A 23,587-nucleotide genomic window follows, 5' to 3' on the forward strand; every position below is an offset into this window, starting at 1 on the left:
GCGTTACATTATGAGTTAACTTAAAAGGCCGCTGTAGCGGCCTTTTTTCTATTTCAAGGAAATAAACATGGCCTGGATCCAAATCCGTATCAATGCCAATGCTGCAACTGCTGATGCAGTAAGTGACCTATTAATGGAAGCTGGTAGTGCTTCAGTCACCTTTATTGATGCAAAAGACACCCCTATTTATGAGCCTAAAATTGGCACTGTCGTTTTTTGGGCTGACACCACAGTAATTGGTCTGTTCGAAGCTAATCATGATATGAACGCCGTGGTTGCGCTATTAAAGCGCCATGATGAACTAAAAGACAATTTAGTTTACAAAATTGAGCAACTCGAAGACAAAGACTGGGAACGTGAATGGATGGATAATTTCCACCCCATTCAATTTGGCGAAAAACTCTGGATTTGCCCTAGCTGGCGCGATATTCCAGACCCTGACGCAGTCAATGTACTACTCGATCCAGGCCTTGCATTTGGAACTGGCACACACGCCACCACCGCGCTGTGTTTAAAGTGGCTTGAAAGCCAAGACTTAACTGGTAAAACGGTAGTCGATTTTGGCTGTGGCTCAGGCATATTAGGCATTGCAGCAATTAAATTAGGTGCTGAGCGCATGATTGGGATAGATATAGACCCACAAGCGCTAGAAGCAAGCCTAGATAACGCTAATCGTAATGGCGTTGCTGACAAGCTTGAAGTTTACCTTCCAGAAAACCAGCCTGAGTTTACTGCTGACATTGTAGTGGCAAATATTTTAGCGCAACCACTGCGTGAGCTTCATAGTGTTATTTTAGGATTATTAAAGCCAGGCGGTAAAATTGCCATGTCTGGCATTTTAGAAGAACAAGCACAATCGGTTGCTGACATATACGCGCCCTTTATTGAACTCGATGAAATTGCCATTGAAGGCGACTGGACCCGAGTCAGTGGGACTAAAAAAGCATAATAGTGCGTTTTTAAAAAATTTAGAGTATTAACTCAAAAGTCGTATCTAGAGCCTGTATTTAACAGGCTTTACTATTTTTTTACATAATAAAAAATAAAGATTTTTTATTATAAAAACAACGACCGTTCAAAATTCACACAAATAAACCGCTTCGTCATACGGTTATCAAATGTCAATACGAAAAGAGCAAAAAAAAGTCACTTTTGTTCAATTTATAGCCTTTGATTTTTGCGCAAAAAGCCGTAAACTTAGCGCCCCTTGAAAAGAGGCCTATTGAATATCGTGCGTATCGGTTCATACCAACTTGAGAATAATGTCATTGTCGCGCCTATGGCGGGCATAACAGACAGACCATTTAGACAGCTATGTCGTCGTTTAGGCGCTGGCCTTGCTGTGTCTGAAATGCTGTCGTCGAATCCGAAGGTTTGGAAAACCGAAAAGTCGATGAACCGAATGGATCATTCTGGTGAGTCGGGTATACGTGCGGTGCAAATTGCAGGAGCAGACCCTGAGCTTATGGCACAGGCCGCACAATTCAATGTTGCAAACGGTGCACAGATCATAGATATCAATATGGGGTGCCCAGCAAAAAAAGTGAACAAGAAACTTGCAGGCTCAGCCTTATTACAGTTTCCAGAACTCGTGGAAGAGATTATTGATGCCGTCGTTAATGCGGTTGATATACCTGTAACACTTAAAATCCGTACAGGATGGGATCAGGACAACCGTAATGGTGTAGAGATTGCAAGAATAGCTGAGCGTTATGGCATTGCATCACTGGCTGTACATGGGCGCACGCGCGCATGTATGTATAAAGGTGATGCTGAGTACGCCACTATTAGGGATATAAAACGTTCAGTGTCGATACCTGTGGTTGCTAATGGTGATATTACATCACCAGAAAAAGCAAAACAGGTTTTGGACTATACGGGTGCAGATGCCATCATGATTGGTCGAGCCGCCCAAGGTCGCCCTTGGATATTTAGGGAGATAGACCACTATTTGCGAACTGGAGAACATATGCAGCCACCTGCTATAGCAGAGGTGCGCAGTATTTTAATGGAGCATTTAACTAACCTCCATATGTTTTACGGTGAGCCAATGGGAGCACGAATTGCTCGCAAACATGTATCTTGGTATTTGCAAACCCATGACAGTGACGGTCAGTTTAGGCGAGTATTTAATGCGCTCGACAATTCAGAGGCACAGGTCGTCGCATTAGAGCAATACTTTAAAACACTAGCAGCTAACTAAGAAAGAAAGAGACTTTATAATGTTCGAACAAAACGTGACTTCTCCATTTATCACTAACCCTCATGTTCAGTCACACGAGAAACCGCAGCCATTGCGTGATGCAGTAAAAAAAGCTGTTCACCACTACTTAAAGCAGCTTAACGGTCAAGATGTGCAAGACGTTTACGACCTTGTTCTTTCTGAGCTAGAAGCGCCATTGCTTGAAGAAGTAATGACTTATACACGTGGTAACCAAACTCGTGCGGCAATTTTACTAGGTATCAACCGTGGTACTTTACGTAAAAAGCTTAAAAAATACGGTATGAACTGATACCAGCTATATTGAAACCGTAATCATTCTAACGAGCTAAATAAGTCCCTAACTGCGTTAAAAATTTTTTATGTAGAATAACTACACAGCAAAATTTTTGCCTTGTTATTGACTTATTTGTCTGTCGTTATAATTGCTTACTAATCCAATACAACTGGTATAAAGTATTTTGAGTAGAAAGCACCTTAGGGTGCTTTTTTTATCTGTAAAATTTATTAACGAAATTGCAAAATGCTCACGCTTTATGGGTCGTTATAAGTCGTTTTTTGAGTCGTAATCAGTTAAAATACGCGCTTCTAAGCTAGCTCATTAACTGAGGAAATCAAACTACAATGGATACACATCGTCCTATACGTCGCGCACTTTTGAGTGTGTCAGACAAAACCGGTATTGTTGAATTTGCCCGTGCACTAGAAGCACAAGGTGTTGAAATACTTTCAACTGGCGGCACATGTAAACTACTTGCTGATAATGCTATTAAAGTGACTGAAGTATCAGATCACACCGGTCACCCTGAGATCATGGATGGTCGCGTAAAAACACTTCACCCAAAAATTCATGGCGGTATCCTTGCTCGTCGTGGCCAAGATGAAGACGTAATGGCAGATAACAACATTGCTGCTATCGACATCGTTGTAGTTAACTTATACCCCTTTGCGAACACTGTCGCTCAAGAAAACTGCAGCCTTGAAGATGCTATTGAAAACATCGATATTGGTGGCCCAACTATGGTGCGTGCCGCAGCTAAAAATCACAAAGATGTGACGATTGTTGTTAACGCAAGCGACTACGAACGTGTTATCAGCGAAATGCAAAATAATAACGGCTCAACCACTTACAAAACCCGCTTTGATTTAGCTATTGCCGCCTATGAGCACACAGCGCAATACGACGGTATGATTGCTAACTACTTCGGTAAAATGGTTCCTGATTACACAGAAGAAGCCGCTGAAGATACTAAGTTCCCACGTACTATTAATATGCAATTCACTAAAAAGCAAGATATGCGTTACGGTGAAAATTCGCATCAAGATGCCGCGTTTTATGTTGAAAACGACATCACTGAAGCGTCTGTGGCGACAGCGTCTCAGCTACAAGGTAAAGCATTATCGTTTAACAATATTGCCGATACCGATGCCGCACTTGAATGTGTTAAAGAATTTGATGTACCTGCGTGTGTTATTGTAAAACATGCTAATCCATGTGGTGTTTCAATTGGCGACAATATCTTAGAAGCATACGATCGTGCTTTTAAAACTGACCCAACATCAGCGTTTGGCGGCATTATTGCTTTTAACCAAGAACTTGATGCAAAAACTGCACAAGCGATTGTTGAACGTCAATTTGTTGAAGTTATTATCGCACCAAGTGTAAGTGCAGAAGCGGCTCAAATAGTCTCGGCTAAGCAAAATGTTCGCTTATTAGAGTGTGGCGAGTTTTCAGCTAAAGGCACAGGCCATGACATTAAACGCGTTAATGGCGGCGTTCTAATTCAAGACCGTGATTTAGGTATGGTAACGCAAGGCGACTTAACGGTTGTTTCTAAGCGCCAGCCTTCTGAGCAAGAACTTAAAGACTTACTGTTCTGTTGGAAAGTGGCTAAATTTGTTAAATCAAACGCCATTGTTTATGCCCGCGACGGTATGACTATTGGTGTTGGCGCAGGCCAAATGAGCCGTGTTTACTCAGCTAAAATTGCCGGTATTAAAGCCGCCGATGAAAACCTTGAAGTAAAAGGTTCGGTAATGGCATCAGATGCATTTTTCCCATTCCGTGATGGTATTGATGCTGCAGCCGCTGCAGGTATTACCGCGGTTATTCAACCGGGTGGTTCAATGCGCGATGAAGAAGTAATTGCCGCCGCTGATGAAGCCGGTATGGCAATGGTGTTTACGGGTATGCGCCATTTCCGCCATTAATCGCTTAAAGAGCTAACTACTTCAGTTAGCTCTTTTTGTTTGCATCAAATTCACGTATTCTGCTTATTCTATAACCATGACTAACAATTATAATGTGAAGGATTAGACGATGAAATTTGCACTAAAATCTCTACTGGTTGCCACGCTGTCATTAAGCTCAACAATGGCATTGGCACACAACCATGGCCACGACTCAGCATTAACAAATGCAGTTAAAGCAAGCGAGCGTAGCAGTGAGCGCGATCAATACCGCAATCCTGTAGAAACACTGGAATTTTTTGGCTTTAAACCAACAATGACTGTGGTAGAAATTGCCCCAGGCGGTGGTTGGTACAGTGAAATTTTAGCGCCGGCATTAAAAGAGCAAGGCACCTATTATGCTGCGCATTTTCCTGCTGATTCATCGGTAGGTTACTATCAGCGCTCTTTAGCTGGCTTTAAAGCTAAAATTGCTGAAGACGCTCGTTTTAGTAACGTTAAACTCACTGAGTTTGCTCCTTCTACTCATTTAGATATTGCCCCTGCGAGTAGCGCCGATATGGTACTTACTTTTCGTAATGTCCATAACTGGTACATGAGTAAAGATAAAGAAGCTGCAAGCAATGCATTTAAGTCTTTTTATACAGCACTTAAACCTGGCGGCACTTTAGGTGTAGTTGAACATCGTCTACCCGAAGAGCAAGCCGATGAAATGCAAAAGTCATCAGGTTATATGAAGCAAAGTGTGGTTATTGCACTTGCTGAACAAGCAGGTTTTGAACTTGAAGCAAAAAGCGATATTAATGCAAACCCTCTTGATACAGCCGATCACCCTAAAGGGGTATGGACCCTTCCACCTAGCCTTAGACTTGGCGAGCAAGATGCCGCTAAATATAAAGCCATAGGTGAAAGCGATCGTATGACGCTGAAATTTAAAAAACCGCTTTAAATAGGATATTCGCCATGAATGTATTAGTCATTGGCAGCGGCGGCCGCGAACACGCACTTGCGTTTAAGGCCGCTCAAAATACAAAAGTAAACACTGTTTATGTTGCTCCAGGTAATGCGGGCACAGCCCTTGAGCCAAAACTTGAGAACGTAGCAATTAATGTTGAAGATCTTGATGGGCTACTTAGCTTTGCACAACAAAATAATGTTGAGCTAACCATTGTTGGTCCAGAAGTGCCGCTAGTATTAGGTGTTGTTGATAAGTTTCGTGAACACGGCTTAGCTATTTTTGGCCCAACAGCAGGTGCAGCGCAGCTTGAAGGGTCTAAATCGTTCACTAAAGACTTTTTAGCACGTCATGCTATCCCAACCGCTGATTACCAAACGTTTGAACAAATCGACCCTGCGCTTGCCTATTTAAAAGAGAAAGGCGCACCGATTGTTATAAAAGCCGATGGTTTAGCGGCAGGTAAAGGCGTGATTGTAGCTATGGATGAACGCGATGCAGAAGAAGCCATTCGCGATATGCTTGCGGGTAATGCCTTTGGTGAAGCTGGCAGCCGCGTTGTCATCGAAGAGTTTTTAGAAGGTGAAGAAGCGTCGTTTATCGTAATGGTTGATGGTGAAAACGTACTGCCATTTGCAACTAGCCAAGATCATAAACGTGCTTACAATGGCGATGCTGGCCCAAATACTGGCGGTATGGGCGCTTATTCTCCGGCACCGGTAGTGACTGATGAAATTCATCAACGCATTATGAATGAAGTGATTTACCCTACGGTAGAAGGTATGGCTAGCGAAGGCCACCCGTACACTGGCTTTTTATATGCAGGCTTAATGATAGATGACACCGGCACACCAAAAGTAATTGAATATAACTGTCGTTTTGGCGACCCTGAAACACAACCTATGATGCTACGTTTGCAATCAGATTTAGTTGAGCTGATTGAAGCTGCTAACCGTGTAGAGCTTGATAAAACTACCATTGAGTTTGATTCACGCGCTGCTGTAGGTGTTGTTTTAGCTGCCAAAGGCTACCCAGATAGCTACCCGAAAGGCGATGCGATTAGTGGCCTGAAAGTAACTTACCCTGAAGGCGAAAAAGTTTTTCACGCAGGGACTAAGCAAGATGGCGATAACGTAGTAACTGCCGGTGGTAGAGTATTATGTGCAACGGCACTAGGTAATACCGTTACCGAAGCGCAACAACGTGCCTATAAACTGGTTGATGAAATCAGCTGGGACGGCATGGAATACCGTACAGATATAGCCTATCGTGCAATTGCTCGTGAACAATAATTATTGAGTTTTACTCATTAAGCTTTATAAGCGCAGATTATCTGCGCTTTTTACTGCTACACTATAAAAAAACAATCAGGGCATAGATTAATATTGGATTTTAAAACCTTGCGCTATCATGCGATAGCGGTCGTGATACTTATTTTTATTTTTTTTATTATCAGCACATTGTCATCAAACTTTGTGATGCCCTCTCGCTATACTATAGATAAAATCACCCCTGTTTACCTCGATCATGCTTATTACATAGATGAAACCAAGACACAAAACTTCGCAGAAGTAATGAGTACACAAACGCAGTTTACACAGCAAGAATTTAGCGATATTCCTTGGAGCTTTAAACAGCAAAATTATTGGTTACGCCTTGATTTAGAAAATAAAAGTAGCCAACAAGAAGATGTAGTGGCGCACTTTGATAACCCAATGGCGGATCATCTCACCATATACCGACTTAATAATAACAACCAGCTACTCGATACTTATAAGCTTGGCGACAAAGAGCCGCGCCTGACTCTGTTTGAATACAGTGTACCCCATATTCGTTTTAAGCTTGATGGTCAATCTACGCAACGCCTCATTATAAAAATAGATACCGTGGGGATCAGTAAAACCCCAATTCACTTATATCGCCATACAGTATTTGTTGACTTGATGCGCTCTCAAACGGGCATTTGGGGAATTTTTGTTGGCGTGCTGTTAATGGCTTCACTGTATAACCTATTACTTTATTTTGGTATTAAAGACCGCGTATATTTGGTTTATATTGGCTACATTATTAGCGCTATTGCATTAATGGGCACCGTTCTGGGATTTGGTTTTTATTTATGGCCGCTGCAATGGCAATTATTTATTCACGAAAAAGTAATTGTAGCGAATTACGCCATTGCATTTTTTACCCTTGCTTTTTGCACACTGTTTTTGCGTTATCACAAAGATGGTTGCTGGCGTTATAAATTGAGCATCGGCTTATTAAGGCTAATGCTAGTGCTTGCTATATTGAGTTTTTTTATTCCTGAAAATATAGCAGCACCGATATTTTTTGTGATTTTAGGATCGCTCTATATCGTCTGCTTCATTTTAATTTATAACAAATTAAGAAGTGGTTTTCGCTGGGCTAAGTTTTACGTGTTTTCGTGGGTGCCACTGATCATTGGCGCTGCGATACAACCCTTAGAACTGACAGGCGTTATTTCCTATAGTTTTTCAATACGCCATGCATTTTTGATTGCCATTTTGTGTGAAATTGTCTTAATGGCAATGGCACTCGCTGATCGGATTCGTTATCAGCGTGAGCAAGCGCTGTACCATGCAACACATACTCAGCAAACCAAGCTACTCAATAGTGCCAAGTTAAAATATGCCTTTATGGCACTCAAAGCACAACAGCGCTCTACCACTTTATGTTTAGTGAAAATACGTCACTTTAATTCTCTAAATACCATTATTACCCCTTCGCAAGGGTATGAGCTCATTAAACATGTTGCTCAGGAGTTAGAACGCCAATTGAGCTTTGAACGAGAGTTCTCTCAGCTCAACAGTGGCATTAATCAGCCTGCTAAAATTGCTGATTTAGGCAGTGGCGTATTTGCCTGTATTTCCACTAAAAATCAGAGTCAGCATACACTTGAAGAGTTATTGAAACAGATTTTAAATAAATTACCAAAAACGTATCAAATTAAAGGTCTAGACCTACAACTTAATTACAGTGTTGGCATTAGTGGTTATGGTAAACGTGATGACTTTGAGTTTTGGTTAAAGCGAGGCTATTTAGCATTACACGATGCTAAACATAGCCTAACTAAGGTCAGCTCATCATCTGCTAATAATAACCTAGCAATGGACGTATCACTTGCTGCCAAGCTACAGCAAGCCATAAGAGAGGATCAGCTTGCGCTTTATTATCAACCACAAATTAGCTTAAAAGAGTGCAGTATCAATGGCGCTGAAGCACTATTACGTTGGCCTAACGCGGAATTTAAAAATATTTCGATAGAAAAGCTGATTATGCTCGCTGAGCACACCGGTATTATTAATGAGCTAACCCTTTGGGTTATTGAGCAAGCCTGTAAAGACATTGCAAAGCTGGCAAACGATGGCATCAAAAATCATAGTATTAGTATTAATTTAAGTGCAAAAAATCTAGCCATTACTAATTTGACCGAAAAAGTAGAGAATATTTTAATTAAGTATCAGGTCGCACCTCATTTATTAAAGTTTGAGCTGACTGAATCTGCTTTTGTCGAAAACCAAGATGCGTTAGTCACCTTAGTGGATGAACTGGCCACTTTAGGCGTTAAAGTAGTACTAGATGACTTTGGTACGGGTTATTCATCGCTTAGCTACTTAGTTAACTATCACTTTAGCGAACTTAAAGTAGATAAGTCGTTCGTGTTTGATTTAACTGATAACCGTGCACATCAGGTTATTGTACAAACAGCCATAGATATGGCACATAATCTGGGCCTAACGATTACGATTGAGGGCGTAGAGACTCAAGAGGTTCATCAACTACTTACAGCCATGAGAGCCGATCGTACCCAAGGCTACTTATATGCCAAAGCACTCTCTTATGATAATTATTTAGACTTCTTAAAAAGCCAATACAGCCTAAAAATGTTAAACTCCCCTTTTTAACATCTTTGGGGCCAAGAAAAGATGCAAGGTACACTGCGTAAATTAAAGTCGAGCTTAACAGAGCCAGTTCAATATCATCTACCTGTGGGTGAGCAGCTGGTTGATTTAAATGCCTTAATTGGCAAACAGCTGACCCTTACTTTTAGTGGCACAATTTTGTGCTCTAACTGTGGTAAAAAAACCAAAAAGAGCTACTCTCAAGGACATTGCTTTGTATGTATGCGCAAACTTGCTAGTTGCGATATGTGTATCATGAAACCGGAAACCTGCCATTACGACCAAGGCACCTGCCGCGAGCCAGAGTGGGGCGAAGAAAATTGCATGATCCCGCATTATGTATACCTAGCAAATACCTCAGGATTAAAAGTGGGAATTACTCGCCATACACAAATCCCTACCCGTTGGATTGACCAAGGGGCAACCCAAGCCTTACCCATTTTTAAAGTGCAGACTCGTTTGCAATCGGGCTTAGTTGAAGTGGCACTGGCACAGTTTATTGCTGATAAAACCAATTGGCGTAATATGCTAAAAGGACAAAACGACGCGCTTGATTTAAAAGCAGCGGCCGCTGAACTTATTCCACAAATAAGCGAAAAGCTCACAGAGCTGAGTGAGTTGTTTGGCGCAACCGCCATTGAAGAACTTGATGAAGACGTAGTAAACCTTGATTTTCCAGTCAGTGAATACCCAAGCAAAATTAGCTCGTTTAACTTTGACAAAAACCCCGTTGTTAGCGGCGTTTTACAAGGTATAAAAGGTCAGTACTTAATTTTTGATAGTGGTGTGATTAATATTCGAAAATTCACCTCTTATGAAGTGAGTGTAGACTCAGAATAACCATTTGCTGCTTGGTTATAAAATGCTATCCATTGCTGTCGTGTTAATGGATAGCAATAATGGTAACCCTGAATAACATTGCAGCCTATTGTTGCTAAGTGTGCCTCTTGCGAGGCATGCTCAACTCCCTCAGCAACCACATCCAATCCTAAACTTGTCGCCATGGCTATAATCGCCGTAACAATTTGGCTATTGCCGTATTCATCAGGAATTTTCGCAATAAAACTGGCATCAATTTTTAATGAGTTAAAGGGCAATTTTGTTAAATAGCTTAACGCCGAATACCCCGTGCCAAAGTCATCAAGCGCAATATGCACACCTAGCGTTTTAAGCTGTTGTAATTGTTCTTTTGCCTGTGAAAAAGAGCCTATAAAGCTACTTTCGGTCAGCTCTATTTCAAGTAAATTACCTGGTAATTGATAGTGAGTTAGCATCGCTTTAATATTATCAGCCAACTTACCTTGGCTTAGGTGGCAAGCAGATACATTAATTGCTAAACGCCCAGGGTTCATTCCTTTTGCTTGCCAAAGAGTTAACTCTTTACCGGCTTGGTTAATAACCCATAAATCGAGACGTACAACTAAACCTAACTCTTCAGCGAGTGGAATAAACTGCGCTGGTGAAATAGTGCCTAAATCAGGGTCATGCCAACGCAGTAATGCTTCAGCCCCCATAATCGCCCTTGTTTTTAAACACTTTTTAGGCTGAAAATAAAGCTCAAACTCATCATGTTCTAGTGCATGTTGAAAACGGCTCATCATCGCTAAGCGCTCTAGAGAGCGTGCATTCATTGAGGGTTGAAACAACTGAAACGAATTACGCCCTACATCTTTTGAGCGATACATGGCAATATCAGCATGCTTTAATAATGTTTCACTGTCTAAGCCATCATCTGGATAAACGGCAGCCCCTATAGAGGCGGTAACACCCACTTCAAATCCTTCCAATTTGAAGGGGGTATTTAAGTGATTTAAAATCCCTTCTGCAAGCCTGATAACAGCTGCTACGTTTTCAACCTCACACAATACAATAAACTCATCACCCCCTAATCGCGCCAGTGTATCTCCCTCATTAAGAGTGTTAATAATGCGCTCAGAGACTAATTTTAATAAGGTATCACCGGCGTTATGGCCTAAGCTGTCGTTTACCTCTTTAAAACGGTCTAGGTCAATAAACATTACCGCCAACATTTGTTTATCTCTGTGAGCTGCGGCCAGTGCCATAGAGAGTCTATCGTTAAATAAGCGCCGGTTAGGTAAGCCAGTTAGCTCATCAAAATACGCGAGCTGCACCACTTTTTCTTCTGCATTTTTTCGCTCTGTTATGTCACTAAAAATAGCGGCATAAATCACATCACTATGACTTGGCTCTTTTATCTCTATAATACTGAGCCATTCAATATAAATATCGCCAGATTTTTTACGATTATGAATTTCCCCCTGCCATACCCCTGTTTTGGTCAGTGAATCCCACATTTTTATGTAAAAGTTTTTATCATGACGCCCTGAACTCAACATATTTGGCCGCTTACCTATCACCTCATATTCTTTGTAACCGGTTAAATGGGTAAATGCAGGATTTACTTGCATAATCACCCCATTCGAGTCGGTGATCATGATGCCATCTAGAGAGGAGTCGATAATTTTATTGGCTAAAAATAAATTACGCTGTGAGTGCTGCAGTGCAATATCACGCTGCTGAAGTACCTTTTCAAGCTCACAACAATAAGCGGTTTCAATTTCATTAATTAGGTTTTCAAGCGACAATACACCATTAATTTGATTATTTTCGCTTACCACTAAATGCCGAATATTACTTTCAGACATTAACCTGTAAGCATCAAAAAGGCTGTCTTGAGGGCTTATTTTATAAAGAGGACGGCTCGCTAAATCCCAACAAACAAGATGGTTATGCTGCTCGGTGATGAGCTTTAGTAAATCACGTTGGGTAATAATGCCATGGACATTTTCATCTTCATTAAAGACTAAAATCACTTTTTCAGCGTATTCGCGCATTAAGTTAACCGCGTCATTAATTGCTAATGAACTGGGGACGACTCTTATTTTTTTATTATACTGATCGTTTATCGGTCTAAATTGCAGGTAATGCTCTAATCCTTGATTACTCACAATATCAGTAATACTGATCACCCCACTTGGGTTATCGTTGGCATCGGTTACTAGTAAATGCTTAACCCCGTGCTTATTAAATACCATGGCGGTATCGGTTAATAATTGCTGGCTGGGTACACTTAATACTGGGCTCGACATCACATTCTCAATCATTACCTGTCTTAGTGTCTGATCAGAAAAGTTAAGCGTTAAGCAATCTGTTTCAGTCCATACCCCCACTATTTGCTGCTGATATTTAACAAAAATAGCGCTAACATTGTGCGCACGCATTAGTTTCACCGCTTCAATTAAAGGGGTATCCTTAGTGCAAGCGATCACCTTATTGGTAAAAACATCGCATACTTTTTGATAGCGGCTAGTGTGAGGCATTGCTTCTACTTCCAAAATTAAACCAATGCACGATTATAAATTATTCAGTAAATGACAATTTGATTTAGGACAATATATGAGCATCAGTTACCCATTAATTATTATTTATAATAATGAGATTGAGCTATTAGAGTATGCCGATGAGTTACATGACTTTATTTATACTCTGGACGTGAATGAGCAGCAAAACGTGGTTATTTTAGATAAGGTAAGTGGCTATCAAGGTTTAAATGGTGATGCACATAAGGCACTCAGTGCAATACAATTAGCCCAATTGGTAAAAGAATATTTAGCAAAAGAAGGACAATGTTGTCTCAGTAAAATAGAGCAGCTTACTCCTGAACAGGCATTTAGGTTACTCGCCGAAATCAACTAAGGCTTTAACGTGTGCAATTGCGCTGCGCCCGAGGGCTGACAGTGAGTATCCTCCCTCTAAATAAGAGATAATACCTAAGCAATCATGTTGTTGGCTAAATTGCGCTAATTGCTCAGTAAGCCATATATAATCACTTTCAACAAACTTTAAACTGGCCATATCATCTTCAAGGTGCGCATCAAACCCTGCGCTTATAAAAAGTAGCTCAGGCTTAAATTCTGTTAATTTTGGCAACCACTGCTGCTCATAAAGCGCTTTTAAATCAGTACCATCACTAGCTATAGGCAAAGGTGAATTTACCAGTGTGGCGTTATTTTTAATGGCGGTATTTGGATAAAATGGATATTGAAATAACGAGCACAGCAACACATTTTCATCATCCATAAAAATATCTTGCGTGCCATTGCCATGGTGCACATCAAAATCGATAATGGCAATGCGTTTCACCCCTTTGCTTTGTGCATATTTAACCGCAATCGCAAGGTTGTTAAACACACAAAAACCAGAAGAGCTGTCGCGATTAGCGTGATGCCCTGGCGGGCGCACTGAGCAAAACGCGGCATCCAATTTACCCTCTAAAATCTCATCAACAGCGAGTAACCCAGCTCCTACTGCACGCTCAATGGCTTTCAGTGAATCGGGGCACAACCAGGTATCGCCGTCCAAATCGCTAAGCCCTTCGATTGGGATCATACTTTCTACATGCTTAATGTGTTGCTCACTATGCGCTAATAAATAGTGCTCACGCGAGGCCTTAGGCGCTTGTTTTTGCTCAATAGCGACATCCAGTCCACTTGCAAGTAAACGGTCGTTAATGGCATCCAAACGCTCAGGGCACTCTGGATGATCGTCAATCATTTTATGTTTACGACAGTGGGGGTGAGAAATAATCGCAGTGCGCATAGCTAACTCCAAAGATAAGTTGCTTGACAAGTATAACAAAGCCACCTGAGGGTGGCTTTGCGACTTTGGTTGATACTAAACGACTATATAACCAAGGTTCAGGTTATTTAGCTTTTAAGTCGAGATTTCTAAAATCAAAGCTAAAATCGGTCACCTGCGTTGAAACTGCATTCATTTTCGCTGATTCTACGCGGTTATCTGCACTCATAGAAAAACGAATGAAGGCATCTGCTTCTAATAGTTTTTCATCCCACTTAACGATAAAGGTATTGCCAGTGTAATGCTCCAGTTCACCTTTAAGGCGCTTTGTGTGGGTAAAATCAATGCGTAATTTACCAGCTAGATCTTCTATAATGACATCGCCATACCAATCATCATGCAACGTACCGGTGTAATTAATCGCTGGTAATGCTGGCTGAATATCTGTTGGTACTGATGGAGCCGCGTTAGCATAAGCTTTTTCTTTACCTGCAAAATGCTTTTTAGCTAAATCTTCAACCCAGTCTTTATCTTCAAGCTCTAGTACATCTTCAAGTACCTCATGGGTCACCGCCGATAACGCAGAAAACGCTTGTTGGTTGCTTAATATCACAATCCCCACGTTTTTCTCTGGCAAAAGAGTAACCTGCGATACCATACCTAAAATACCACCACCATGTGCCAGCTTCTTAACGCCATGGTAATCTTCTATACTCCAACCTAACCCATAACCTCTAAATTGCTGATGGTACGCTTCATAAGCACTTTTAGATGCCAGTGAGGTAATATGTGGGTGCCACATTTGTGCTTGTTGTTTTTCGCTAAACAGCTGCTCGCCATTAGGCATTTTACCACCAGCAAGTTGAGTACGTAGCCATTGGCTCATATCATTTACGCTTGATGCAATGGCTCCTGCCCCTCTAAAATCTTCAAGGTAATTAACAAAAAAGGGATGTAATTTACCGTCCATTGGGATATGCCCAATTGCCCAGTTTTTGTTATTTTTAGCGATACGCGAAAAGCCAGCCCGTGAGTTGCTCATATTGAGCGGCTGTAAAATATTTTTTTCAATGTAGTCGTTCCAGCTCATCCCCGATATACGCGCAACAACTTCACCAGCGGTAACAAACATTAGGTTGTTGTAAGCATATTGGCTACGAAAACTGCTCGTAGGTTTTAAATATTTCAGCCCAGATAAAATATCGGCTACCGATTTATCTGTACTTGGCCAAATCATTAAATCGCCTTGACCAAGCCCTAACCCACTGCGATGGCTTAGCAAATCGCGTATGCGCATTTCACGAGTAACGTATGGGTCATGCAATCTAAATTCGGGTAGGTGATCAATTACGCGATCATCCCAGCTTAATTTGCCTTCATCCACCAGCTTAGCCAGTGCTGCACTGGTAAATGCCTTGGTATTTGAAGCAATGCCAAATAAAGTGTCTTTATTCACCTTGCTATTAGTATTGAGGTTGGCAACACCAAAGCCTTTAGCAAATACTACTTTGTCATTTTCAACAATAGCAACGGCCATTCCGGGTACATTAAACCGTGCCATTGAGGTATTGATCACCTCTGCTATTTTATCGGTATCAACCGCTGCAGAACTTGTAAATGCCCAGCCTGCAAGCAATGCGGCTGCAGCCAATTTTGTGAGTTTCATAGTGTTACCTTAGGTTATTATTTTTGTTTAGTCTCGATGAACCGCAAATTCTATTTCGGCGCGCGCTTTATTAGTATCTTGCTTACTCGGGTAAGCTAAAATGCGTTGACTGTAGTGTTCGGGTACGCCCGCCTCAAGTGCGCCGCGGTATACATGCTGCACGTACCAATCATAAGGTAGCAGTGTGTCGTCATGTGTGTTTGCTATGTAACAGTGCACATTAATGTCATCGTCATCTAAAAGGCTCACGGTTAAATCAACACAGTCGTAATTAGGGCCTTCAATTTTATCTAAGATCTCTTTTTCGGCCTCATTAAGCTGATACGCCACCCCATATACCAGAGCATCGGGTTCATTGGTGGGTACAATAGTGCATTTACCTGAACCATCAGCAAAGGCCATATTAAAGGTTAACTTATAACCTTTTAAAAGCGCCGTACCCATACGTTTTGCATTAGGTAAACGTGCCAATAAACGATTAGATGACATATTGGAGCCAAACGAAAAATTATATAACGCCATACTATTCCTTTTTATATAACAACTCGCACAGCCAGTGCGATTAAAATAATGCCAATGCCGCGATCGAACCAATAACCACTTTGTTGAAAAAAGTTACGCACCCGTGCTTTTGATAACAATAGCGACAAAATAGAAAACCAAGCCCAAGTAGCAAGCGCCATATAAACACCATACCCCACTTGCACTATTACCGGTGTGGTTGGACTAATCACTAAGGTAAACAGCGACATAAAAAATAGTGTAGCCTTAGGGTTTAATGCGTTGGTAAAAAAACCACGGCGAAACGCATGCCATGATGACTCAGCGGCAAGACTGGGTTTTATCTGCTCATTATTGGCGGTATTTGAAGGTTTGGCAGCGCGCAGCGCCTGCACACCTAAATACGCTAAATAAGCACCGGCTATATATTTAAGTGCCATAAACAACGAAGGCGATTGAGTTAAAACCAGCGCGACTCCCAACACGCAATAAGCTATGTGTAACAAAATAGCTGCGCCTACACCTGCACTGGTACACAGCGCATTATGCCTTCCATATTGTACGCTTTGCTTAAGTACCACAGCAAAATCAGGCCCGGGGCTGGCCACTGCAAAAAAGTGAGCAATGGCAATTAATAAAAACTCATCAATATAGGCCATGGTTAACTGGCTTGCTCTGGCGCAAAAGCCAATAATAATGGGTTAGCCGATTGGTTAACCAGCGTTTTTATTTCTTTTTGCGCTTTTTTAAACTGTCCTCGTAAATGCGGTTTTAAATGTTTTTTAGAGTGTTTATCTTGCTTAAAATAGCTTACTAAAGCATGCATAAATACAGTATGGGTTTCACTGAGCGTGGCTTCGCGATTGGCATATGGGTTGTAACATGAGCCACAACCACCCTTAAACTGGTACACAGTATTGCTCATCATCACCCCAAAACCTAAAAAGCACGCTAAAGCATCTGTTGCTTGAGGTAAGTACGCTTTACCACCTGGGGGTAATACGCCTACATGATGAATTAAAATGGTAGCAAGAGTACCTGCAAAGCTAGCTACTAAATCTTGTGGCTGATTGATTTGATTTGGATTAAACGACACATTAATTGCATGGCTTGGTGGCACCATTAAATGGCAGTGCTCACCACGTAGATGCTCACTAAATTCAAAATGTGGAAACACCTGAGGTTGTAATTGTTGTGGTGCAACAAGTGTTATCGGCCATTCACTCATACCAGCATAATGTTTAACACGCGCAAACACTTTACTGGCCATTTCTTCAATGCTTGAAACCGAATCAGGAAAAAACTCGACCGTTGGTAAAATAATTTGGCTATGCTTAGTAAAAAAATTCAGGTCAAAGTTTTCTGCAGCCCAAATAAAGGTATCAACTAGCCACTGTTTTTCTTGTTCTGCCAATAAGGGCTTTGATTTAAATAGGGTTAACATAAACTATTCTTGCCCCTGTGCCCATTGCCATGCTTGTGTATTGTATAAAGGCACCGTAGAAAGCGCGTGATGATGACTGCCCGTAGATTCTTTCGTTGAGTACGATAAATACAATAACGTATGGGTTTTAGCATCATAAATGCGACGAACCTTTAACGACTTAAACAAAATACTCTTAGATGATTTAAACACGACTTCACCCGACTTACTACGGTCAATAGACTGTAATTGGTCTGCGGTAATTGGCCCTGTTTGACGACAAGCAATCGACATATCTGAGGGATCTGAAAAATCTAAATTAGCCTCAATGTGACTAATATGACAAGTAACCCCTGTAACAAGCGGGTCTTGCTGTGAGTTAACCACCACATCTTTAGTGGTAAACAGCCCTAAACTCACTGAAGCAACATCATCAGAACACCCTGTAAGCCCTGCTAAACACGCAATTAGACTACCCATTTTGAGATACTTCATAGCAAGTCCTTCGTTCATAATAAAATTAAGTTATGCCTTATACTAAACGCTTTCACTGCGATAAAACAAATTTTATAAGCAATAAAAAAGGCACGCCCGAAGGAGTGCCTTTGCAAACAAATACAGCTAAAAATAATTAAAAGCTATATTGTGCACCTAGATAAACATAACGACCGGCACCGCCGCCGTAGCCACTATAAAAGTTACCTCGGCCACTTGGATAAAATGCCCCTTTGTCGTCAAATACATTATTAATCCCACCAAATACACGTAAGTCACTCTTATCTGTCAGTGCCATAGTGTAAGACGCTGATAAACTATGCTTTAAAAATGAGCCATAGTTTTGATATGCCAGTGGCTCAGGGTTAGCAATACAACCGGCATCGCCCGTAGCACAGCGTTCATCATTTGCAGCAACATATTCAAGGTAATCTTTCTCATCTTCTTGGCTTGCTTTAAAAGCACCTACGTAATTTGTACGCCAGCGGATACGTAAGTCATCCATTTTCCATACAATCGACATAGCGGCTTTATCTTTTGAACGACCATAACCTGCATACTGAGAAGTCACACTAGAACCATCTAACCCTTCATAGGTTTGCGAGTTTTCAATAATATGATTGTAATCAAGCTTAAATGACAGGTTACCATAGCTGCCTATGTCATATTTGTAAGTTGCAACTACATCGTAACCGCGCGCTGTTAACTCATCTAAGTTATATTCACGCTGTAGTATTTTTACAATGTTACCTTCGTCGTTACGGGTAATATCGTTACAATATTCGTTATCACTACCCCACGCAGCCTCTGAGTCATAACATTCACGCATGATGTTTTCGTTACTTATCTCATCAATTGCATCAACAATGGCAATGTCGTAATAATCAACCGCTAAGTTAAAGCCATCTAAAAACTCAGGTGAAACAGTAATACCAAAGGTATAGGTATCGGCTGTTTCTTCTTTTAAGTTTGGATTACCCGTATTTGGTGAATAGTTATTGTCTTCACTTTCAAATTCAAAGTCAGGATCATCAGCCAGCTTTTGTGCCAAGGTTGGCTCTAAACGGCAGTTATCGTGCCCTGGGTTTGTTGATGTTGCAGTTAAGCCATCACAAATATCATCAAATGAATCAAAATCGCCACGAGGGGGTGACAATAGCTCTGTAATAGTTGGGGCACGCTGTGCACGCGCATAGTTAGCACGTAGCATGTACCCGTCAATTGGCTGCCACAATAATCCTAACTTATAACTGGCTACGGTGCTGATATTATCAATACTGTAATTTGCTAAACGCAACGATGTTTCTGCCGATAAGCTTTTAGCAAATGGCACATCTTTAAGTAGTGGCACTGCAAGCTCTGCAAACGCCTCATATACTTCTACTTCACCATAAAAAGAAGGCACAACGTTAAACGTAATACCGCCCGCTTTCATATCATCGCTGGTATCTAAGCTTTGCGAGTCTTTACGATACTCTGCACCAAATACTGCAGACACATTACCTGCTGGCAATTCATATAAGTCACCGGTGATATAACCCATTACCGTGTACTGTTGAATCTCAGTATCAATAATTGGATTTGTACGGATCCAGTCAGCCATTTCAGGGGTAATAGACCCTTCACCAAATAAATTAAGCGGGACACATCCTTTCGCTCGCGCTTCGGCGTCTTTACATTGAATAGTGCCATCGGCTAGCTTTTCAGCTTGCAGGGCTTGGTTAACACGTACCGTGTTTAACTCGTTACTGCGGATTTGATGCTGTTTAAATTGACCATATCCGGCAGAAATATCCCAATCCCATGTATCATCAAACATCATACCTTGCAGGCCAGCCCAGGTACGAATAGTCGTACGGTCGTTGTCAGTGCTGATATTACCTACTTCACCAAAACGACGATCCCAATAAATACGGTCTTTGTATGGGTTACTGTCAATAATTTCTTGTGGCACATATGGGTTATCAATAGGAATATAACCTGGCGCAATATCATCGATAGGATCGCCAGTCACTGGGTCGTAGCGAGGTACGTAAGCCCCTTCGTATTCATCTTCTGGTGACTTATCGTTGAACGAGCCACTCTTACTGTATTGAATTTGGAAATAACTCATGATGTCGTCTGTTACATCATAATCGACTTTTATTGCGGTCGAAAAGTTATCACTAGGTACATCAAGCATAACGTACTGCTGTGAGTTGATACCGTATATCTCTTCATTGCCTTTCCAATCATCACGTAGCGTTTGGCCGTCATACCAAAATTGCGTATCGTTTCGGTTGTTTTCTAAAAATACGCCACCTAAGGTGCCATCGCTTTTGCTTGCCCAATCAGCTTGTGTAATACCGCTCATACACTGATAGCCATCAGCAGTGTACATTTGATTACACATCAGCTCATCATCAAAACGATGCGCCGCTTCTATTTGCGCTCGGTCGCGATCGTAAAAGGTCATACCAAAATCACGATCCCAGTTTGAGCTAACAAATACATAACCACGATCATCAGCAAATGACGTTCCGTAGTTTAAATCAAGCGTAAACTCGCGACCGCCACCATCTGTTGTTTCACCGCCACGGGCTTGAAATTCAAAACCTTCTTTTTTTGACTGGGTAATAATATTAACTACACCAGCAACCGCATCGGCACCATAAGTGGCCGACGCACCACCACTAATAATTTCAACACGTTCTACCATGCCACTAGGAATGGTATTTAAACTGACATAATTACCACCGTAACTATTAGAGACAACACGGCGGCCATCAATCAATGTCAGCGTTCTATTAGCGCCTAAGTCACGAAGTTGGACTGTTGATAAACCAGTTCCCGAAATGCTTGATTGGCTGGTTGTGTTACCAATACTTTGGCTCAGTGCAGGCATATTATCGATTAATACATCTGAAAGATTGCCTAAGCCTGTATCCTGAATTGATGCTCTGTCCATGGTAACCAGCGGAGTCGTAACTGAAAAACTATCACGCTTTAAACGCGAGCCTGTTACTGTTATTTTCTCTGGTACTTCTTGTACCACTTCTTCGCTTGCCTTAGCAGTTGATTGACGATCAATTGCCTCGTCATTTGCTATTGCATGCCCAGATAAGCTTGCTGTTATAGCCAGTGCTAACGCACATTTTTTGGTTGATATTTTACTCACAGACTTCCCTCATTTTTTATTAGCCCATTAGTACAAATCGCTTTTTTATTAACTTTTTAGTTATTAAATCTGTTTTGTACTAATTGGTTTGTTTTACTAATAACAGGTTGTAAGTAATCGTGAATAAAAGCACAATGAGAGGTGTCTCGTTTATATCCCTATTTTACATCTATTTAATATCTATTTATTTATAATCATGAACTTATATTTATTGTGTTAGAATGGTGTAAAATTGAATATTAACTAATTATCGTGTTACTTTGCATTAAACAACACGTGTAAACATCGCTAATAACTCATACTAGGAAGAGGTTTAAATACACATACTATGAATACTCAACAGCCATTTTCAATTGGAAATTGCCAAATATCGGCGTTTGAAAATAAGCTGTTTTGTGCTGATAAAGCCTGTATTTTACAACCTAAATTTATAGAACTGCTGACCTACTTAGTAACGTGTTATCCAAATGCGGTGAGTCGCGAACAACTAATCGAAAACGTATGGGATGGTAATCAATATGTGGGTGAAAAAGCACTCACTAATGCCATATGGCACCTTCGTAAAAGCTTTAAAGAGCTTGACCCCGACAACACCTACATAGAAACACTGCGTAAAACAGGTTATCGCTTAGTGCAAAAACCAATAATGCCAAACGCGCAGAAAAGTATTAATAGTACATCCCCTACTCGGCCTAAATATATTTTCGCTGTAGCCATGGCTATCGTGGCCTTGTTATTCGCTGGTGTCTGGGGTTATAACGCTTTTAGCGATGAAAATAAGCCACTTGCGCTATCGCAACAAGCAGAGCGCTTATACGATCATGTTGAAACCATTACTACCAGCCCAGGGCGAGAGCTGTTCCCCGCTATATCCAGCGACAGTCACTTTTTAGCATACTCTTGGCGCCGCCCTGGTCACAAAGCTAATTTATACTTACGCGATTTACATTTACCCGAACAAGCTGCCATCGCACTTACCGACACGCCATTTATTGAAGGGCGAGCGGTATTTAGTCCTGATTTAACGTTTATTTATTATTACCGCCGTATAGCTGCTCAAGGTTGTGAAGTCATTCAGCAAAATATTGCCTCGGGAAATACCACTGTTTTAGGGCTGTGCGGCAGCAAAGCGAGTACCGATATAGACATAAATGCCGTGGGCACACAACTGGTTTATATTAGTGAAGATGATGAAAATAATAGCCTAACTCAACTTAACCTTGTTGATTTAACCTCATCGTCATACACAGTTACTCAAATACCTTGTATTTCAGCATGCCAATATACCGATGAGTCGGTTGTATTCTCCCCAGATGCAACTCAACTTGTAGTCTCTCGTAACTTACCAACGGGGTTTGAAGAATTATTTTTAATCGATATAAAAACAGGCAATGCAAAGCAGTTAACTACTGGGTTTATTGATATGAGAGGCATTGATTGGCATCCCTCTAAGGCGCAACTCGTTTTTTCTGGTGTGAAAAAAGGTAAACGCCAAGGGTACTTTTACAACCTTAAAACACAACAAATGATCAATGCCCGCATAGATGGCTTAAGCTACCCAGAATTTGCCAGTGATGGCAGTTTGTATTTTCATCAGTGGAATATAGACTCAGCTTTAATGCGTTTAGAGGTTAATAATGCGGTTGCAAGCTCTCCTTTCCCAGTGTTATCGAGCCATTTTAGTACTCGCTTTCCTGATTACAATAAAGCCAGAAACAAACTTGCGTTTGCCTCTAATGAGTCGGGTTCAATGGAATTGTGGACCGCAAATAAAGACGGTACGTCTCGAAAGCAGCTCACTAATCTCAATGCCAATATTTACCACCCAGTATGGTCGCCTGATGGTGATTATATTGCTTTTGTTGCCTCGCACCCTAGTGGTCATGCGTTATACCTGTATGACTTTAATAAACAAATCAGCAAACTATTACCTACGGGCTTTAGCGATCATGGCAAACCGAGCTGGGCTGCAGACAGTAAAAGCGTATTAGTCTCTGATGATCAGCACGTGTATCGTTTCGATTTAAATGGTAATAAACTCGAACAGGCCATAGATTCACCAACATTATACGCTTATGAAAACCAGCAAGGCGCTTTAATTTTTGCCAACCAAGCAACTAATCAGTTATGGATCAAAGACCCTGATAGCCAAACTGAGCAACCACTGGTTAGCGAAATTAATTTATCTAATCATAATTCGTGGTACTTTTTTGAAGGCGACACCTTAGCGATATCGCGTATTTACTATTTTAATGTAAAACAAGGCGACTACCGATTAAGTTATTACGACTTTTCAACCAAAAGTCATCATGATGTAATAAGGCTTCCTGAACGCGCATTTAGCCGCAGCTCAGGCTTAACTTATATTACAAGTACAAACTGGCTGGTGTACTCTTCGTATAAGTCACCACAGATTGATATAAAGCGTATTAATCATCAATATTTGCCATAAAAACA

General features: G+C 41.1%; 18 protein-coding genes. 10 read left to right on the forward strand and 8 right to left on the reverse strand.

Features of this window, described 5'->3' with window-relative positions; genetic code table 11:
• The first annotated feature begins 67 nt into the window (after positions 1 to 67).
• The 8 genes from prmA to AC27JR_RS04605 all read left to right on the forward strand — a co-directional run bounded on the left by prmA (position 68) and on the right by AC27JR_RS04605 (position 10,129).
• The gene (prmA, locus tag AC27JR_RS04570; protein ID WP_008466387.1) at positions 68 to 949 is read left to right on the forward strand and encodes a 50S ribosomal protein L11 methyltransferase; all 882 of its coding nucleotides are present in this window, start codon (positions 68 to 70) and stop codon (positions 947 to 949) included.
• A 282-nt stretch (positions 950 to 1,231) separates the two neighbouring features.
• Entirely contained in the window at positions 1,232 to 2,203 is a 972-nt protein-coding gene (gene dusB / locus AC27JR_RS04575; protein WP_171034673.1) for a tRNA dihydrouridine synthase DusB, read from the forward strand.
• Between the two features lie 19 nt (positions 2,204 to 2,222).
• The gene (gene fis / locus AC27JR_RS04580; RefSeq protein ID WP_002957804.1) at positions 2,223 to 2,513 is read left to right on the forward strand and encodes a DNA-binding transcriptional regulator Fis; all 291 of its coding nucleotides are present in this window, start codon (positions 2,223 to 2,225) and stop codon (positions 2,511 to 2,513) included.
• A gap of 332 nt (positions 2,514 to 2,845) precedes the next feature.
• The gene (purH, locus tag AC27JR_RS04585; RefSeq protein WP_487172911.1) at positions 2,846 to 4,432 is read left to right on the forward strand and encodes a bifunctional phosphoribosylaminoimidazolecarboxamide formyltransferase/IMP cyclohydrolase; all 1,587 of its coding nucleotides are present in this window, start codon (positions 2,846 to 2,848) and stop codon (positions 4,430 to 4,432) included.
• Positions 4,433 to 4,541: 109 nt separating this feature from the next.
• Positions 4,542 to 5,360, forward strand: a complete 819-nt coding sequence (locus AC27JR_RS04590; RefSeq protein WP_372859281.1) for a class I SAM-dependent methyltransferase — start codon at positions 4,542 to 4,544, stop codon at positions 5,358 to 5,360.
• A 14-nt stretch (positions 5,361 to 5,374) separates the two neighbouring features.
• Positions 5,375 to 6,658, forward strand: coding sequence for a phosphoribosylamine--glycine ligase (purD, locus tag AC27JR_RS04595; RefSeq protein ID WP_054202604.1), 1,284 nt, complete (start codon positions 5,375 to 5,377; stop codon positions 6,656 to 6,658).
• Between the two features lie 93 nt (positions 6,659 to 6,751).
• Complete coding sequence (locus AC27JR_RS04600) at positions 6,752 to 9,292, forward strand: EAL domain-containing protein (protein WP_487172912.1); 2,541 nt, start codon at positions 6,752 to 6,754, stop codon at positions 9,290 to 9,292.
• Positions 9,293 to 9,313: 21 nt separating this feature from the next.
• On the forward strand, positions 9,314 to 10,129 hold the full coding sequence (locus tag AC27JR_RS04605; protein ID WP_487172913.1) for a DUF2797 domain-containing protein: 816 nt from the start codon (positions 9,314 to 9,316) through the stop codon (positions 10,127 to 10,129).
• Here AC27JR_RS04605 and AC27JR_RS04610 read toward each other — a convergent pair.
• Positions 10,102 to 12,630 carry an EAL domain-containing protein gene (locus AC27JR_RS04610; protein WP_487172914.1) on the reverse strand — a complete coding sequence of 843 codons (2,529 nt, stop codon included), beginning with the start codon at positions 12,628 to 12,630 and terminating at the stop codon, positions 10,102 to 10,104. The genes AC27JR_RS04605 and AC27JR_RS04610 overlap by 28 nt on opposite strands.
• 76 nt (positions 12,631 to 12,706) lie before the next feature.
• On the opposite strand from AC27JR_RS04610, the gene AC27JR_RS04615 reads away from it, so the two are divergent.
• Positions 12,707 to 13,006: a DUF4144 family protein gene (locus AC27JR_RS04615; RefSeq protein WP_487172915.1), complete on the forward strand. Its 300-nt coding sequence runs from the start codon at positions 12,707 to 12,709 to the stop codon at positions 13,004 to 13,006.
• On the opposite strand, the gene AC27JR_RS04620 is transcribed toward AC27JR_RS04615, so the two are convergent.
• From AC27JR_RS04620 to AC27JR_RS04650, 7 genes are all read right to left on the reverse strand, one after another.
• Positions 12,986 to 13,909, reverse strand: a complete 924-nt coding sequence (locus tag AC27JR_RS04620) for a histone deacetylase family protein (RefSeq protein ID WP_008114852.1) — start codon at positions 13,907 to 13,909, stop codon at positions 12,986 to 12,988. The two genes, AC27JR_RS04615 and AC27JR_RS04620, sit on opposite strands and share 21 nt — an antisense overlap.
• A gap of 103 nt (positions 13,910 to 14,012) precedes the next feature.
• Positions 14,013 to 15,554 (reverse strand): serine hydrolase, encoded by a 1,542-nt coding sequence (locus AC27JR_RS04625; protein ID WP_487172916.1) that lies wholly within the window; start codon positions 15,552 to 15,554, stop codon positions 14,013 to 14,015.
• Positions 15,555 to 15,581: 27 nt separating this feature from the next.
• Entirely contained in the window at positions 15,582 to 16,076 is a 495-nt protein-coding gene (locus AC27JR_RS04630; protein WP_487172917.1) for a gamma-glutamylcyclotransferase family protein, read from the reverse strand.
• Positions 16,077 to 16,087: 11 nt separating this feature from the next.
• The gene (locus tag AC27JR_RS04635) at positions 16,088 to 16,714 is read right to left on the reverse strand and encodes a LysE family translocator (RefSeq protein ID WP_487172918.1); all 627 of its coding nucleotides are present in this window, start codon (positions 16,712 to 16,714) and stop codon (positions 16,088 to 16,090) included.
• A gap of 2 nt (positions 16,715 to 16,716) precedes the next feature.
• Positions 16,717 to 17,499: a hypothetical protein gene (locus tag AC27JR_RS04640; RefSeq protein ID WP_487172919.1), complete on the reverse strand. Its 783-nt coding sequence runs from the start codon at positions 17,497 to 17,499 to the stop codon at positions 16,717 to 16,719.
• A gap of 3 nt (positions 17,500 to 17,502) precedes the next feature.
• Complete coding sequence (locus AC27JR_RS04645) at positions 17,503 to 17,973, reverse strand: CreA family protein (RefSeq protein ID WP_008466374.1); 471 nt, start codon at positions 17,971 to 17,973, stop codon at positions 17,503 to 17,505.
• Between the two features lie 136 nt (positions 17,974 to 18,109).
• Positions 18,110 to 21,130, reverse strand: a complete 3,021-nt coding sequence (locus AC27JR_RS04650; RefSeq protein WP_487172920.1) for a TonB-dependent receptor domain-containing protein — start codon at positions 21,128 to 21,130, stop codon at positions 18,110 to 18,112.
• A 328-nt stretch (positions 21,131 to 21,458) separates the two neighbouring features.
• Between AC27JR_RS04650 and AC27JR_RS04655 the strand changes: the two genes are divergently transcribed.
• Positions 21,459 to 23,582, forward strand: coding sequence for a winged helix-turn-helix domain-containing protein (locus AC27JR_RS04655; RefSeq protein WP_487172921.1), 2,124 nt, complete (start codon positions 21,459 to 21,461; stop codon positions 23,580 to 23,582).
• Positions 23,583 to 23,587: the final 5 nt, after the last annotated feature.

It is taken from the genome of Pseudoalteromonas sp. NH0006-26, assembly GCF_057552415.1.